Source organism: uncultured Flavobacterium sp. (genome assembly GCF_963925415.1).
In the GTDB taxonomy this organism is placed as follows: domain Bacteria; phylum Bacteroidota; class Bacteroidia; order Flavobacteriales; family Flavobacteriaceae; genus Flavobacterium.
On record NZ_CAWUTS010000026.1, the window covers coordinates 21,915 to 37,584 of the forward strand.

The following is a 15,670-nucleotide window of genomic DNA, read 5'->3' on the forward strand; positions in this document are numbered from 1 at the left end:
GTTTAATTGATAATTATTTGAGTTAACTCTCCATCTTTTGTAATTAATTTATAAATAGCTTTTGATGTTTTCTTTTGGTTTAAATAGCTGGAAACGGTTTCAATATCAATGACTTTTATTTGATCTATAGACAAAACAATACTGCCTTCTAAAATGCTTTTGTATTCTTTGTATTTTTCATTGTTTACGGTTTTAATTTTTATTCCATAATCTAAATTATAATTTTCTCTATCTGCATCAGAAATGTTTTCAAATTCAATTTTATTAAATTCATATGTTGTATTTTCGGTTTTAATCAATTTTACAGAAATTGTTTTTAACTCTCCATCTCTCAATACCCCTACATTTAATGACTCGTTAGGCCTTTTAGTTTGGATAGTAGATGATAAATCAGACATGTTTTTAATTTTTTTATTATTTAATAGGGTAATAATATCTCCTTTTTTTATACCTGCTTTTTGAGCACCTGAATTTTTGGATACTTTATTTATATAAATACCTTGAGTTTGCTTTATTCCCAAACTTTTTGATATTTCTCCAGTTAATTCAATTCCTTCGATTCCCAGCGCACCCCTTTGAACATTACCAAACTGCATTAAATCTTCAACAATTTTTCGAGTAATGTTAGAGGGAACAGCAAATGAATATCCTACATATGACCCCGTTTGTGATGAAATCATGGTATTAATGCCAATCAATTCTCCTTTTATGTTTACCAAAGCGCCTCCAGAATTTCCAGGATTAACAGCAGCATCTGTTTGAATAAATGATTGTATGCCTCTATTGCTTAGATCTCTTGCTTTTGCCGAAACAATACCTGCTGTAACGGTAGAAGTCAGATTATAGGGGTTTCCTACAGCTAAAACCCATTCTCCAACTTTTATTTCATCTGAATCGCCAAAAACAGTAAAAGGTAATTTTTCATCTGAATCAATTTTTAATAATGCGATATCCATTTTTGAATCGGTTCCTACGAGTTTTGCTTTGTATGATTTATTATCGTTCATCGTTACCTCAATTTCACTAGCGTTTTGAATTACGTGATTGTTTGTTACAATAAAACCGTCTTCACTGATAATAACACCAGAGCCTGTTCCAACTTGTGTTTGTTCTTGATTTCCGCCACGACCATTTCCGAAGAAATATTCAAAAGAATCTCGATACACTTTTTGAGTCGATATATTTTTAACATGAACTACACTGTGAACGGCACTTTCTGCAGCACTCGTAAAATCAATTGATTCAGCTTCTAAGTTTACATTTTTTGAATAATTGGGTGAAACAGTTGTTGCGCTATTGCTTTTAACTTTATCAAAAAATAGTTTATAAGCACTCAATGTAATTACACCACTCATAATCGACAACAATAATAAACTTCCAAATTTTTTCATAAGTAACTTTGTATTAAATTAAATGATTAAGTAAAATTATTAATTCTATTAGATAAAAAAATCTGTTTAACGCACACTTAACAATCTTTAACATCTTATTAATATTTTGTACTTTTGTATTAACATAATTTTATATGAACATACAATTTTATAAATATCAAGGTACAGGAAACGATTTTGTGATGCTTGATAACAGACAAAATTTATTTCCCAAAAACAATACCAAACTTATTGCGCAGCTGTGTGATCGAAAATTTGGCGTGGGCGCTGATGGTTTAATTTTATTAGAAACCCATCCTACTTTAGACTTTAAAATGGTCTACTATAATTCTGACGGAAATGAAAGTACCATGTGTGGAAATGGCGGAAGATGTTTGGTTGCTTTTGCAAAAAAAATGAACGTTGTTAAAAATAGTGCTTCTTTTGAAGCGATTGATGGGTATCACTATGCCACTATTGATGCTGATGAAGTTGTATCGCTTCAAATGAAAGATGTGAAAGATATTAAAATTGAAAAAAATTATACATTTTTAAATACAGGTTCACCACATCATATTGAACTGGTAGACGATTTAATAAGTATAGATGTCAAAAGTCGAGGTTCAAAAATAAGATTTTCAGAATTGTATAAAAAGGAAGGAAGTAATATAAATTTTGTTCATCAAATAAAAAACAACACCTTTAAAATTCGCACCTATGAGCGTGGCGTTGAAGATGAAACGTTGTCATGTGGAACAGGTGCTACAGCAGTTGCAATAGCGATGTTTCAAACAAACAAAACAGATTGTAAAGAAATAAACGTATTAGTAGAAGGAGGCGAATTAAAAGTTAAATTTGAAATTGAAAACAATATATTTACCCATGTTTTTTTAACTGGCCCTGCCGTTTTTGTTTTTGAAGGAATTTTAACTTTTTAATTTAAAATAAAGTAGTATGATGGCAATTTTTGTTGTGTTTTTAATTTTACTAATGCTTGTTGTAGGCACAGCAGTGGCTGTTTTATTTAACAAGAAAAACAAATAACACTTGATAACATTAAAAGGAAATTCAGTTTTTTTAAGAGCATTAGAGCCAAACGATTTGGAATTTATATACACCATAGAAAATGATGAGTCTATATGGAGTGTAAGCAATACTCAAGCTCCATATAGCCGTTTTGTATTGAAACAATATTTAGAAAATGCCCATCAAGATATTTTTGAAGCGAAACAATTGAGGTTGGCTATTTGTTTGATTAATTCAAATAATGCTATTGGATTAATTGATTTATTTGACTTTGATCCGTTACATAATAGAGCAGGAATCGGAATTGTAATTCACAACGACAATTATAAAAAGTTAGGATATGGATCAGAAGCATTAAGATTGCTAATTAATTATAGTTTTTTTCAATTGCAACTGCATCAAATTTATGCAAATATTAGTACTGAAAATAAAAGTAGTATTGATCTTTTTACTAAATTTGAATTTGAATTAGTAGGCATAAAAAAACAATGGAATAAGGTCAATAATCAATATAAAGATGAAGCCTTTTACCAATTAATTAACACGAAATATCAAGACTTTGAACTTTAAAAAATTAATTTCTATAGCCACAATTGCAAGTGTTTTTATTCTTGGAATTGTAACTTATTACTTATACAATAAGGCATTTACGGCTAACACGACTTTTACACAAAACGAAGTTTTTGTATTTATACCCTCAAACTCCACCTATGAACAAGTAAAAAAAATTTTAGATCCTTTTATAAAAGACATGGATAAACTTGATTTTGTATCTCATAAAAGAAATTATGAAGCCAATGTTAAGTCGGGAAAATTTTTATTAGTAAAGAACATGACTTCTTTTGATGTTATACAAGCTTTGCGAAATAATATTCCAGTTAAAGTAGTATTTAACAATCAAGAAAGTTTAGAAAAACTAGTTCAGCGATTAACTACTCAAGTTGAACCGAATGGCCCCAGTTTAATTAAAGCATTTACAAATCCTGCTTTTATGAAAGAAAATGGATTTAATGAAGAAACTATTTTAGCTCTTTTTATTCCAAATACCTATGAATTTTTTTGGAATACCAGCGCGGAAAAGATTGCAAAAAAAATGGTAAAAAACTACCATAATTTTTGGAACAACGAACGAAAAGCTAAAGCATTTGAAAAAAATTTAACACCTATTCAAGTGTCGGTATTAGCATCTATTGTTCATAAAGAAACAGTAAAAGTAAGCGAAAGACCCTTAATAGCAGGCGTTTATCTAAACCGATTAGCTCAGAACATGCCGCTTCAAGCAGATCCAACTGTTATTTTTGCTATGAAAAAAATTTCAGGAAATTTTGATCAAATTATCAAACGTGTGTACTCTAAAGACACAAAAGGTGCAATATCTCCTTATAATACCTATATATATGTAGGCTTGCCTCCAGGACCAATATCCATGCCTGATATTTCGGCTATTGATGCTGTTTTAAATGCAGAAAAACACGACTACATATACTTTTGCGCAAGTGTTGAACGCTTTGGATATCATGATTTTGCTTCAAATTATGCGGCACATCAAGTTAATGCTAAAAAATATTCAATCTGGGTAAATAAAATAGGAATAAAACGATAAAAAACAAGATTTTTCCTTTTTTTTAAAACTGTTTTACACTAAATTTCGATCTCATTAAGAGTTAAAAAAGGGGACTAACACACTGTGTTTACTTCGTTTAACGAAATTTAACACACTGAAAATCAATTAAATAATATTTTTTGTATATTTGCATGCTGAATTAATAAGAATGTTAAACCTTTTTATTTAATCAAACGAAAATGAAAAAATATATATTTTTTATAAGTTTTATAAGTTCTCTTGCTTTAGCCTTTTTTGGTTTTAGCAGCTTTAAAATTGTTAAAGTAGATGGATTTCACATCAATTATGATGAAGTAATTAATTATCATGTTCCTACAAAAGGTGAAACTGATAAAATGGAATCCGTAACAAAAATTCCTTATGTAGGAAAAACATTTATAGGTTTTAGACAAGCACTAGCTTTTAGAGAGTCTAGAGGAAAATCTAATTTGATAAACCCTTTTGGTTATATGGGAAAATATCAATTTGGAAAAAGCACTTTAAGAAGAATTGGTGTTTATGACTTCGATGCCTTTTTGAACAATGTAAAAATTCAAGATAAAGCATTTACTGCTCTAGTAGCTAAAAATAAGTGGGAATTGCGTAAACAAATTTCAACTTATTCAGGAAGAGTAATCAATGGAATTGAAATTACCGAATCGGGTATAATAGCAGCGGCCCATTTAGGAGGTGCTGGTTCTGTAAAAAAATATCTAAGAAGTAATGGCAATAGTGGTTTTAAAGATGGTTTTGGTACTTCATTAAGAAGTTATATGGAGAAATTTGCTTCTTATGACATCTCTCATATTAAAGCAGATAAGAACGCAAAAGTAAAACTGGATTAATCAATACATTTTATGCATAATAAAAATACAAGGTCGGTTATGTAAATCGACCTTGTGTTTTTTCCATTCTTTGATGGTTTTTGTCTTAATAAATTCGGTAGGTAGTGTAATGTCACAAGCAATACATAAATGCGTATTTGCCTGTAATGTTTGTAAAATATCTTCTAATATTTTATTATTTCTATAAGGTGTTTCAATAAATAGTTGCGATTGATTTTTCTCAAAAGACAATCGTTCTAAGTTTTTTAAAACTACTTTTTTTTCATCTTTATCAATAGGTAAATAGCCATTAAAAGTAAAACTTTGCCCATTCATTCCGCTGGCCATTAAGGCTAATAAAATAGAACTAGGCCCCACTAACGGAATTACTTGAATTCCTTTTTCATGTGCTAATTTTACAATTACAGCACCAGGATCAGCAATTCCAGGACAACCCGATTCGCTCAATAATCCTATATTTTCTCCATCTAATAAAGGTTTTATCATTTCAAAATGATCAGAAACTTGGGTATGTTTGTTTAATAATGAAATATGCAACGAGGGTTGTTTTTTTTCAGGATTAATACTTTTAATAAATCTACGGGCTGTTTTTTCGTTTTCAACAATGTAATAATCTATAAAGTCAATTGTGCGTTTAATGCTTTGAGGCAAAACATCATCAGGCGAACATGTTATTTCTCCTGGGTTAGCTAACGTACACGGAATTAAATAGAGTTTGCCTAACATATGATCTGATTTTTTACAAATTAAATTGTAATGTGATTTAGTTTAAAATTAACCTTAAATATTTATTTTAATTTATCTGCAATTACATTACAAGCTTTGTCTAACATTTGATATACTACTTCAAAATATTCATTACCACCATAATAAGGATCTGGAACTTCCATGTCTTTGTAAGGAGGTAATTCGTTTAATATAAGTTTAACTTTTTGTGTCTCTTTTTTTGAAGATGTAAGTTTTATTATGTTTTCATAATTAGATTTATCCATTACATAAATATAATCAAACAATTTGAAATCATTTTTTGTAAACTGTCTGCATTTTTGATGGCTAAGATCAATACCGTGTTTTTTAGCAACAGCAATAGATCTTTTATCGGGATGGAGGCCTACATGGTAATTAGCAGTACCAGCACTATCAACACTAATTTTTTTTGAATCAACCTTTAATTGTAAAATACCTTCTGCTAATGGAGAACGACAAATGTTTCCTAAGCAAACCATTACAACTTTAATCATGATTTATAACGATAATTTTTTGTTTATGTCTTCAACAAATTTTTTGAATTGTTTGTCTGTTGAAACTAAATTATCTACTGTTTTACAGGCATGAAGAACTGTTGCGTGATCTCTGTCTCCTATTTGTGAACCAATATTTGCTAACGAATTTTTAGTGTATTTTTTAGCAAAAAACATAGCCAATTGACGTGCTTGAACCACATGTCTTTTTCTTGTTTTTGATTGTAAAATATCTAAGTCCAATTGAAAATATTCTGACACTACTTTTTGTATGTAATCAATTGAAATTTCTCTTTTTACATTTTTAACAAATTTTTCTACGATTTGTTTAGCCAGTTCAACGGTTATTTCTCTTTTGTTAAAAGAAGATTGTGCAATTAAAGAAATAATAGCTCCTTCTAATTCTCTTACGTTAGATTTGATGTTTTTTGCCACATATTCAATGATATCATCAGACATTTCAACACCGTCTCTATATAAAATATTTTTTAATATAGAAATTCTTGTTTCATAATCAGGTTGATGTAATTCTGCTGATAATCCCCATTTAAAGCGAGAAAGTAAGCGTTGCTCAATATCCTGCATGTCAATAGGAGCTTTGTCAGAAGTAAGAATTACTTGCTTTCCATTTTGATGTAAATAATTAAAAATATGAAAAAATACATCTTGAGTTCCTGATTTTCCTGATAAAAATTGAACATCATCAATAATTAAAACATCAATTAATTGATAAAAATGAATAAAATCATTTCTTGTATTTTTCTTTACAGAGTCAATATATTGCTGCGTAAAAATTTCAGCAGAGATATACAAAACTGTTTTCTCAGGATATTTGTCTTTTATTTCAACACCAATAGCATGAGATAAATGGGTTTTTCCTAAACCAACTCCGCCAAAAATTAGTAAGGGATTAAATGATGTTCCTCCAGGCTTATTTGCAACGGCCATTCCAGCACTACGAGCCAGTCTGTTCGAATCACCTTCAAGAAAATTATCAAAGCTGTAATTGGGATTTAATTGAGATTCAATTTTTAAATTACGAATTCCAGGAATTACAAACGGATTTCTTAATTCAGTATTTTTATTTACAACAGGAAAATCTACTTCTTGAGGCTTTACACTTGATCGTTGCGAACTTGGTAATTGTTCCGTATACGGAACATTATTACCATAAGTGTTTTCCATTTTAATTTTATATAGTAACTTAGCCGTTGGACCTAGCTCTTTGGTAAGAGCCACCTTTAATAATTTAACATAATGCTCTTCAAGCCATTCATAAAAAAATTTACTTGGCACTTGAATATACAACGCGTTATCGGTTAGTTCAACTGATTTGATAGGTTCAAACCAAGTTTTAAAAGCTTGGTCTTGAATATTATCTTTGATAAACTCTAAACAGTTTTTCCATACTGATTGCGCAGTTTTTGTCATAAATGAAATTCTATAAGGTTTTGTATGTTTTTAATTGTTAAAATTAACAATTGTGGCTCCAATAAATCGGGGACACAAATATGTGAACATTTTTTTAATAAAAAAAATGAAATAGGGGTTGATTATTAAAAATTAAAATTGTATAGTATAATGTATAAAAAAAAAATATATATATATATGAAAGAATATCAATTTTCTGTACGTGTTAGATATGCTGAAACAGACCAAATGGGTGTTGTTTATCACGGTAATTATGCTCAATATTTTGAAATGGGCAGAGTTGAGTGGCTCAGAAACATTGGTATTTCTTATAAATGGATGGAAAGCAGTGGTGTAATGCTTCCTGTTGTCTCTTTAACTATAAATTATAAAAAGCCAGCTCGATACGATGACCTTATAACCGTTAAGACTATTTTTAAAAAGCAGACGTCTGTAAAGATAGAATTTGACTATGAAATATATAATGAAAAGCAAGAATTGTTAACAACTGCATATTCCATGTTGGTTTTTGTTGATATGAAAACTAGTAAACCAATAATTCCACCGAATTATATTAAGGATAAATTAAATTGTATTTAACATTTTTTTTTAATAATAACTTCATAAAAAGAACTAAAAATGGTGAATATATTTTGGGCATTTTTTTTTGGTACGCTTATTTCAATTTCGCAATTTAGTTCCATTTTTTGTGAAGTAATTTGTATATTTTTTTCTTTTGTAACACGCATTACATTATTAAGGTTTTTATAATCAAATGAAATTATAAAATTAATGTCTATTGTCTTATTGGTAATTAGTGAATTTTCAAGCGCTAATTGAGCAGCGGTTTTGTAAGCAGACATTAAGCCACCGACGCCTAACTTTATTCCGCCAAAATAACGAACGACAACTATAAGGGTGTTTGTTAACTCAAATGACTGAATTTGACCATATATTGGCATACCAGCGCTATTGTTAGGTTCTCCATCATCATTTACTCTGTACGATGGATTTTCTGTTCCAATTTGGTAGGCGTAACAAAAGTGTCGTGCGGTATGATGTTTTTTTTTTAATGACAAAATGATTTCTTTGACTTCATCCTCGTTAGAAACTGGAAAGGCATAGCTAAAAAATTTACTATTTTTTTCTTTAAAAAGTACTTCTTCAGAAGGTTGTGATATGGTTTTGTAGCTTTCCATGTTCCGTTTTATTCATTTTAAATCGTCACTAGTACTATTGCAACTATAGCTAAAGTAATTCCAAAAGCATTTCGTTTTGAAAATTGTTCTTTAAAAAACAATAATCCTACAAGTGTAGTAATAATTACAATTGATATGTTGTGAATTGTAAACAAAGTAGCACTTTGAAATGCTTTCGCTTCTAACATCTTTACTAAATAATATAGAGAAAAATAATTAGGCAACCCTAATATTATGCCTGCAATGATATTTCGTGCTTCTAATTTAATCTTTTTTCTTAGAAATTGAATTGTAATGAGTATAATACCTACAATAAAAGCACATAAAAAAGTAATACAAGAAAATAAAGTTACTTTTTCTGAACTTACATGATATGTTTGTAAAAATTTTAAACTGGAGTCAATTGTTCCTGCTCCTATAAAGACTAAAGCCGGAAAAATTAAGTCCTTCTTTTTTTGAATTTCTCCTATTTCTTTTTTAGAACTAAAGTAGACTGCTATTAACGCTAATATAATTCCTGCTATTTTAATAAAATTAAGGATTTCATTATACAATACGATGCCGCAAATAATAGGAATAATTACTGACATTTTTGAAGCTACCGAAGCTACAGAAAGACCATTTTGTTGAGATGTTAAAGCCGTTACATAAAAGGTACCTATAAAAATTAGGCCCAAAAGTACACTGCCTATAAACCAGCTTTCATTACTAAATTCATTAAATTTAATAGAATGATAGGAATTTGGCAAAAAGGATACACCAACCAAAAAAGCTACAAAATAATTGACTACCAGGGCCTGAAGAGCTTCAATTTTATATTTTGCAAATAATTTTACAATAACAAAAAGAATAGCATTAAAAAAAATGCTTAAAATTAAATATATCACTGTTTAAGGAATGAAATTATCAAATAAGTTGGTTACATCTTCTTTTCCGACTTGTAAATTCCACACACTAAGCCCGGTTTTTTTTGCAGCATCTGTGTTTTCTTTTTTGTCGTCTACAAATAAAGTGTTTTTTGCAATTAGTTGGTGTTTTTCAATGATAAATTTATATATGTTTTTATCGGGTTTGCGCAGGCCCATTTCAAATGAATAATATACATGTTCAAAACAATTGATGAAACGATTATAAAATGCAGATCCCACTTTTCGCTTAAATTCTTCTATATGGGTATAATCAGTGTTACTTAATAAAAATAATTTATATTTTGAAGCAAGTTGCTCTAAAAACTCCAATCGATATAAAGGGAAATTGACCAAAATACTATTCCATGCCTTTTTAATGCTTATAGGATCAATATGTGGAATTTCTTTTTGAAATCCACTCAAAAATTCCATTTCATTTATTGCTCCTATTTCATATTGATAATTTAAATGATTTAAATTATCATTCCATTGGGTTAAACCCAATTTTTGTAATTCTTGCTCAACTTTAGTTTTATTTAAATTGATAAAAACATCACCAAAGTCAAAAATAATAGTATTAATCATGATTTTTTAAAAGTATGAGTTGGTCATCTAGTAGGTTTATTTTTTTAACTGTTAAACCTTTTATTATAGGAGCTTTTAATCCCTTTTTAAACATATTTTTCCCTTTAAAAATACGTGCTTCATCCCATGTATTTTCATCAATAAAAGTTTGAATGGTTTGACTTCCTCCTTCAACAATAAGTGACTGAATGTTGTGTTTTACTAAAATTTCTATTATGTTTTGAATCAAATGAGAATCAAAAGCACAATACTCATAAATGCAATTTTTAGTTGATTTAAAATCTTTGTTTTCGGTTAAAAATATGGTTTTTAAGCTGTTGTTTTTTACATGAAATGATTCGTTAATTTTGCCAGACTTGTCTAACACAATTCGTATTGGACTTGATCCATAAAAACTGCGTGCATTTAAACTAGGATTATCATTTAAAACTGTATTTGTGCCTACCAAAATAGCTTGTTCTTCTGTTCTCCATTTATGAACCATTTGTCTGGAATGGTTATTGGTAATCCAAATCGGTTCTAATTTGGTATGATCTACTTGTCTCAGTGTTTTATCAGGGGCGATATAACCATCATCTGTTTCAGCCCATTTAAGTATAATATATGGACGTTTTTTTTGATGATATGTAAAAAAGCGTTTATTTAAATTGGCACATTCTTTTTCTAAAATTCCAATTGTAACATGTGTACCTGCTTCTATTAATTTTTTAATGCCATTTCCAGCCACTTTCTCGTTTGGATCTAAAGTTCCGATAACTACATTTGGAATTTTATACTGTATTATTAAATCGGCACAAGGGGGTGTTTTTCCAAAATGACTGCAGGGTTCTAAACTAACATAAATAGTTGATTTTAAAAGTAATGTTTTGTCTTTTACAGATTTAATTGCGTTAACCTCTGCATGAGGCTCACCTGCTTTTTTATGCCAACCTTCACCAATAATTTCATCGTTAAATACAACAACACTTCCTACCAAAGGATTTGGATAGGTTGTGCCTAAACCATTTTTAGCTAAGGCAATGCAACGATTTATATATTTTTGATGTTTGTTCACTCTGCAAAAATAGTACATTTGTATTTAGAATTTTTATTTTTTATTTTATGGTAATTAGAAAGATTGAAAAAAAAGATAATGAACAAATTGCACAAGTAATTAGAGCCGTTTTTATATCGGACAACTACCCTAAGTCAGGAACTGCTTTTGCGGATGTTCAATTGGATTTTATGTATGAAGCTTATGATAGGCCAAAAGCTATTTATTTTGTTGTGGAACACGACGATGTCATTATTGGCGGTGCAGGTATAAGTCAGTTAGAAAACTCAAGTGAAAATATTTGCGAATTGCAAAAAATGTATTTTTTACAAGAAGTTCGAGGCAAAGGTGTTGGTTTTGAAATGATTCAAAAATGCTTGGTTATGGCAAAAGTAATGGGTTACGAAAAATGTTATTTAGAAACACTACCCGAAATGCTAGCTGCTCAAAAATTATACAACAAACTCGGTTTTGTTTACTTAACTAAACCAATGGGAGGAACAGGTCATACCAGTTGTCCAGTATGGATGATAAAGGAATTGAATGCTTAATTGAATAGAATAAAAAACATGATATTAAAAGAATATAAAAATAAGTTTATTGAGTCGTTAGCTCTAATTTATGACAATCATGAAATAGACAGTTTTTTTTACATTATAACTGAATATTTACATCAAAAAAAGCGAGTAGATTTAGCTTTAAATCCCAATTTTGTTTTAACTGAAACAGAATTAGAAAAATGGAAATCTATAGTAGATGAACTTAAACAAGAAAAACCCATTCAATATATTTTAGGAGAAACAGAGTTTTTTGGTTTGCGCTTTTTTGTAAACGAGCATACGTTAATCCCAAGATCCGAAACCGAAGAGCTTGTTGAATTAATTCTTTCAAATAATAAAAGGAGCAGTTCAACTTTTAAACCTAAAATTTTAGACATAGGAACAGGATCAGGCTGCATTGCTATATGTTTAGCTAAACATATAGCAAACGCAGAAGTTTATGCCTTAGACGTGTCTAAAAAAGCCTTAACGGTTGCCACAAAAAATGCTTTGGATAACAAAGTTGAAATTGTGTTTTTACAACAAAGCATTTTAAAAACAGATGATCTTTTTCAAGAATTTGACCTTATAGTTTCTAATCCGCCATATGTTCGAAATTTAGAAAAAGTAGCAATCAATAAAAATGTTTTAGACTATGAGCCTCATTTAGCACTATTTGTTGAAGATACAGATGCCTTATTATTTTATAGAAAAATTGCACAATTAGCACTAAAAAATTTAACCCCAAGCGGAAAGTTATATTTTGAAATCAATCAATACTTAGCAAAGGAAACGGTTGATTTACTTAAAAATTTAGGATTTAATACTATTCAATTGTTTCAAGATGTGTATGGAAACGACAGAATGATTAGTTGTCAAAGATAAAACTTGTTATTCGTAACGCAAAGCCTCAACAGGGTCTAATTTAGACGCTTTCATAGCAGGATATACGCCAGAAACAATGGTAACTACAAATGTGGTAATAAAGGCAGCTATCATTGCCATCCAAGGTATTGTAAAAACAAAACCAATAGCAACAGCTATAGCATAACCTATCAAAATTCCAAGAATAATACCTACAAGTCCACCTAATTGACCTATTACTAGTGTTTCCGTAAAAAATTGCCAAGCAATGGTACTGCTTTTTGCTCCTAACGATTTTCTAATTCCGATTTCTCTTGTTCGTTCGCTAACAGAAACCAGCATAATATTCATTAAGGCAATCGATGAGCCAAAAACAGTTATAATTCCTATTACCCATGCTGTAATACTTAAAACCTCTGTATTTGATGACAATGTTTGAATTAAATCATCACTTCGTTCAATACCAAAATTTTCTTTTTCAACAGGACTTAGTTTGCGCACTTGTCGCATGGTAATTAAAGCGTTTTCAACAGCTTCGTCTAACAAAGCTTCGTTAGTAACCATAACATTTAAGTCATAATTTATATTGGGTACCGAAAATAAAGAACGAGCCACTTGATTTGGAATTAAAACACGTAAATCTTGATTGTTTCCAAAAGTGGATCCTTTTTCTTTTAAAACACCAATAACTTTAAACTTGGCTCCACGAATAGAGATGATTTTATCTATAGGATTAATGCCATTAAACAAACCTTTTTCAAAATCTGAGCCTAAAACGCACACATAATTATTATTAGCAATGTCAAATGAATTAAAATTTCGCCCTTTTGCAATATTTAAACCTTTATTAGGACAAAAATTATCATCAACACCTATAATATTAATTTCAGGATCTGTTTTTTTGTCTTTATATTTAACTTCAATCCCGCTGGCTGCAGAAAAGGACAATGATGTAGTGGTAAACGGGAAGTTGTATTTTTCTTGAAAATCTCTGGCTTGAGGATAATTTAATATGGGATTTACACGAACATCAACATCATTTTTATTAATTTCCGAAGAAAAATCGTATCTACTTATAGAAAATGTATTTGCGCCCATTGATGCAAAATCATTTAATATTGTGTTTTTTAAGGCAGAAACAACGGTAAGAATACCAACTAATGCCGTTATTCCCAATGCGATAATAAAAACGGTTAAAGACGTTCGCAAAGCTTGACTTCTAATAGAGTCTATTGCAATTTTTGTGTTTTCTTTAAATAATCCTACCATGGCTATAAGACTTAAAAAATATTTTTTTGTTACAAATTTAGTTTACAATTCTTTAAATTCTATTAAAAGTAAGATATTTGCAAAAGAATAAGGATTAATTTTGTTTTTGAAGCTCAATAATCTGAAAAACCTAATAACTCTAGAATTCAATAATATGTCAAAAAAACCCAGTATTCCAAAAGGAACAAGAGATTTTTCACCTACAGAAGTAGCTAAGCGTAATTATATTTTTGATGTTATAAAATCAAATTTTGAAAATTTTGGTTTCCAACCTATAGAAACGCCTTCGTTTGAGAATTCAGATACCTTAATGGGTAAATATGGCGAAGAAGGCGACCGATTGATTTTTAAGATATTAAACTCTGGTGATTATTTAGATAAAGTTTCTTCGGACGATTTAGAGGCTATTAACTACAAAAAGTTAAGTGCTAAAATTTCTGAAAAAGCATTGCGTTACGATTTAACAGTTCCATTTGCTAGGTACGTGGTGCAACATCAAAACGAAATTGACTTTCCATTTAAAAGATATCAAATACAACCCGTTTGGAGAGCAGACCGGCCTCAAAAAGGACGCTTTAGAGAGTTTTTTCAATGTGATGCTGATGTTGTAGGTTCAACATCTTTATGGCAAGAAATAGAGTTGATTCAATTATATGATAGTGTCTTTAGTCAACTAGGATTACATAAAACAATAATTAAGATTAACAACCGAAAAATATTATCAGGTATTGCTGAGGTGATTGGTGCATCAGATAAATTAATTGATTTTACTGTTGCTTTAGATAAGTTAGATAAAATTGGCGAAGATGGTGTTAAAAAGGAAATGTTAGAAAAAGGTATTTCTGAAATAGCTATAGAAAAGGTTCAACCATTATTTAATTTAACGGGAACAGTTCAGCAAAAAATTGAAAAACTATCTCATTTGCTAGCATCTTCTGAAGAAGGAAAGAAAGGAGTAGAAGAATTGAAGTTTATTTGCTCTGCTGTTCAAGATTTAGGATTGCAAACAGCGTCATTAGATTTAGATGTTACTTTAGCTCGTGGACTAAATTACTATACAGGTTCCATTTTTGAAGTTACAGCACCAAAAGAAGTTGCCATGGGTTCAATTGGTGGAGGTGGAAGATATGACGATTTGACAGGGATTTTTGGATTAAAAAACATGAGCGGTGTGGGTATTTCTTTTGGTTTAGACCGAATTGCATTAGTAATCGAAGAATTAAACTTATTTCCTAAAACTGTTTTGTCAACTTCAAAAGCTATGTTTATAAATTTTGGAAATAAAGAAGCTTTATACAGCATGAAGGCTATAACTAAACTAAGGTCTAATAATATAAAAGTTGAATTGTATCCTGATAATGCAAAGATTGCTAAGCAATTTCAATATGCAGATAAAAGAGGCATTCCTTTCGCTGTTTTAGTTGGTGATCATGAAATGAATACACAAGAGTTTATACTAAAAAACTTAAAGTCAGGAGAACAAATAAAATTAAGCTTAGAAAAACTTGCTGAAGAATTAAATAAATAATTTTGAGGTGTACTAAAAAATAAATCCAACCGTTAGGTTGGATTTATAATAAACATACAAACTCCTAATAAAAATCAAAATTAAAATTTCAATTTTTTATTATAAATTAAACAATAAAGTCCCCTAACTCCTTATTGTAATTATAGTACAAATATAACTAAATGTTTTTTAATATTTACACATTTGTTGAAGAAATGTACTTAAATTTATTTAAAAAATCGTTAAAATGCAATTTTTTATCGTTAACGTG

17 protein-coding genes are annotated in these 15,670 nt (G+C 29.6%); 8 read left to right on the forward strand and 9 right to left on the reverse strand.

Annotation, left to right across the window (positions count from 1 at the left end; translation table 11 throughout):
• Positions 1 to 2: 2 nt before the first annotated feature.
• Positions 3 to 1,391 (reverse strand): Do family serine endopeptidase, encoded by a 1,389-nt coding sequence (locus AABM47_RS01740; RefSeq protein ID WP_338409199.1) that lies wholly within the window; start codon positions 1,389 to 1,391, stop codon positions 3 to 5.
• A 134-nt stretch (positions 1,392 to 1,525) separates the two neighbouring features.
• Here AABM47_RS01740 and dapF point away from each other — a divergent pair, with 134 nt between their 5' ends.
• From dapF to AABM47_RS01760, 4 genes are all read left to right on the forward strand, one after another.
• Positions 1,526 to 2,308 carry a diaminopimelate epimerase gene (gene dapF, locus AABM47_RS01745; protein WP_338409200.1) on the forward strand — a complete coding sequence of 261 codons (783 nt, stop codon included), beginning with the start codon at positions 1,526 to 1,528 and terminating at the stop codon, positions 2,306 to 2,308.
• Positions 2,309 to 2,417: 109 nt separating this feature from the next.
• Positions 2,418 to 2,966: a GNAT family protein gene (locus tag AABM47_RS01750; RefSeq protein ID WP_338409201.1), complete on the forward strand. Its 549-nt coding sequence runs from the start codon at positions 2,418 to 2,420 to the stop codon at positions 2,964 to 2,966.
• On the forward strand, positions 2,956 to 3,999 hold the full coding sequence (mltG, locus tag AABM47_RS01755) for an endolytic transglycosylase MltG (RefSeq protein ID WP_338409202.1): 1,044 nt from the start codon (positions 2,956 to 2,958) through the stop codon (positions 3,997 to 3,999). The genes AABM47_RS01750 and mltG overlap by 11 nt, the downstream gene beginning before the upstream one ends.
• Positions 4,000 to 4,199: 200 nt before the next feature.
• Positions 4,200 to 4,844, forward strand: a complete 645-nt coding sequence (locus tag AABM47_RS01760) for a peptidoglycan-binding protein LysM (protein WP_338409203.1) — start codon at positions 4,200 to 4,202, stop codon at positions 4,842 to 4,844.
• On the opposite strand, the gene AABM47_RS01765 is transcribed toward AABM47_RS01760, so the two are convergent.
• From AABM47_RS01765 to dnaA, 3 genes are all read right to left on the reverse strand, one after another.
• A complete protein-coding gene (locus tag AABM47_RS01765) occupies positions 4,845 to 5,570 on the reverse strand; it encodes an SAM-dependent methyltransferase (RefSeq protein ID WP_338409204.1) in 726 nt (241 codons plus the stop codon).
• Between the two features lie 62 nt (positions 5,571 to 5,632).
• A complete protein-coding gene (locus AABM47_RS01770) occupies positions 5,633 to 6,085 on the reverse strand; it encodes a low molecular weight protein-tyrosine-phosphatase (protein ID WP_338409205.1) in 453 nt (150 codons plus the stop codon).
• Positions 6,086 to 6,088: 3 nt separating this feature from the next.
• The gene (gene dnaA / locus AABM47_RS01775; protein WP_338409206.1) at positions 6,089 to 7,516 is read right to left on the reverse strand and encodes a chromosomal replication initiator protein DnaA; all 1,428 of its coding nucleotides are present in this window, start codon (positions 7,514 to 7,516) and stop codon (positions 6,089 to 6,091) included.
• Between the two features lie 177 nt (positions 7,517 to 7,693).
• Here dnaA and AABM47_RS01780 point away from each other — a divergent pair, with 177 nt between their 5' ends.
• Positions 7,694 to 8,095 carry a thioesterase family protein gene (locus AABM47_RS01780; protein WP_338409207.1) on the forward strand — a complete coding sequence of 134 codons (402 nt, stop codon included), beginning with the start codon at positions 7,694 to 7,696 and terminating at the stop codon, positions 8,093 to 8,095.
• Here the strand turns inward: AABM47_RS01780 and AABM47_RS01785 are convergent.
• From AABM47_RS01785 to ribD, 4 genes are read right to left on the reverse strand one after another with little or no spacing between them, the layout of a single operon-like run.
• The gene (locus tag AABM47_RS01785; RefSeq protein WP_338409208.1) at positions 8,092 to 8,694 is read right to left on the reverse strand and encodes a YigZ family protein; all 603 of its coding nucleotides are present in this window, start codon (positions 8,692 to 8,694) and stop codon (positions 8,092 to 8,094) included. The two genes, AABM47_RS01780 and AABM47_RS01785, sit on opposite strands and share 4 nt — an antisense overlap.
• Positions 8,695 to 8,711: 17 nt before the next feature.
• Positions 8,712 to 9,581 (reverse strand): DMT family transporter, encoded by an 870-nt coding sequence (locus tag AABM47_RS01790; protein ID WP_338409209.1) that lies wholly within the window; start codon positions 9,579 to 9,581, stop codon positions 8,712 to 8,714.
• A 3-nt stretch (positions 9,582 to 9,584) separates the two neighbouring features.
• Positions 9,585 to 10,187 carry an HAD family phosphatase gene (locus AABM47_RS01795; RefSeq protein ID WP_338409210.1) on the reverse strand — a complete coding sequence of 201 codons (603 nt, stop codon included), beginning with the start codon at positions 10,185 to 10,187 and terminating at the stop codon, positions 9,585 to 9,587.
• Positions 10,180 to 11,241 carry a bifunctional diaminohydroxyphosphoribosylaminopyrimidine deaminase/5-amino-6-(5-phosphoribosylamino)uracil reductase RibD gene (gene ribD / locus AABM47_RS01800; protein WP_338409243.1) on the reverse strand — a complete coding sequence of 354 codons (1,062 nt, stop codon included), beginning with the start codon at positions 11,239 to 11,241 and terminating at the stop codon, positions 10,180 to 10,182. The genes AABM47_RS01795 and ribD overlap by 8 nt, the downstream gene beginning before the upstream one ends.
• A 47-nt stretch (positions 11,242 to 11,288) precedes the next feature.
• On the opposite strand from ribD, the gene AABM47_RS01805 reads away from it, so the two are divergent.
• Positions 11,289 to 11,771 (forward strand): GNAT family N-acetyltransferase, encoded by a 483-nt coding sequence (locus AABM47_RS01805; protein WP_338409211.1) that lies wholly within the window; start codon positions 11,289 to 11,291, stop codon positions 11,769 to 11,771.
• A gap of 18 nt (positions 11,772 to 11,789) precedes the next feature.
• Positions 11,790 to 12,644 carry a peptide chain release factor N(5)-glutamine methyltransferase gene (prmC, locus tag AABM47_RS01810; protein WP_338409212.1) on the forward strand — a complete coding sequence of 285 codons (855 nt, stop codon included), beginning with the start codon at positions 11,790 to 11,792 and terminating at the stop codon, positions 12,642 to 12,644.
• A gap of 6 nt (positions 12,645 to 12,650) precedes the next feature.
• On the opposite strand, the gene AABM47_RS01815 is transcribed toward prmC, so the two are convergent.
• A complete protein-coding gene (locus AABM47_RS01815; protein ID WP_338409213.1) occupies positions 12,651 to 13,892 on the reverse strand; it encodes an ABC transporter permease in 1,242 nt (413 codons plus the stop codon).
• A gap of 154 nt (positions 13,893 to 14,046) precedes the next feature.
• Between AABM47_RS01815 and hisS the strand changes: the two genes are divergently transcribed.
• Positions 14,047 to 15,420 (forward strand): histidine--tRNA ligase, encoded by a 1,374-nt coding sequence (hisS, locus tag AABM47_RS01820; RefSeq protein ID WP_338409214.1) that lies wholly within the window; start codon positions 14,047 to 14,049, stop codon positions 15,418 to 15,420.
• Positions 15,421 to 15,670 lie beyond the last annotated feature (250 nt).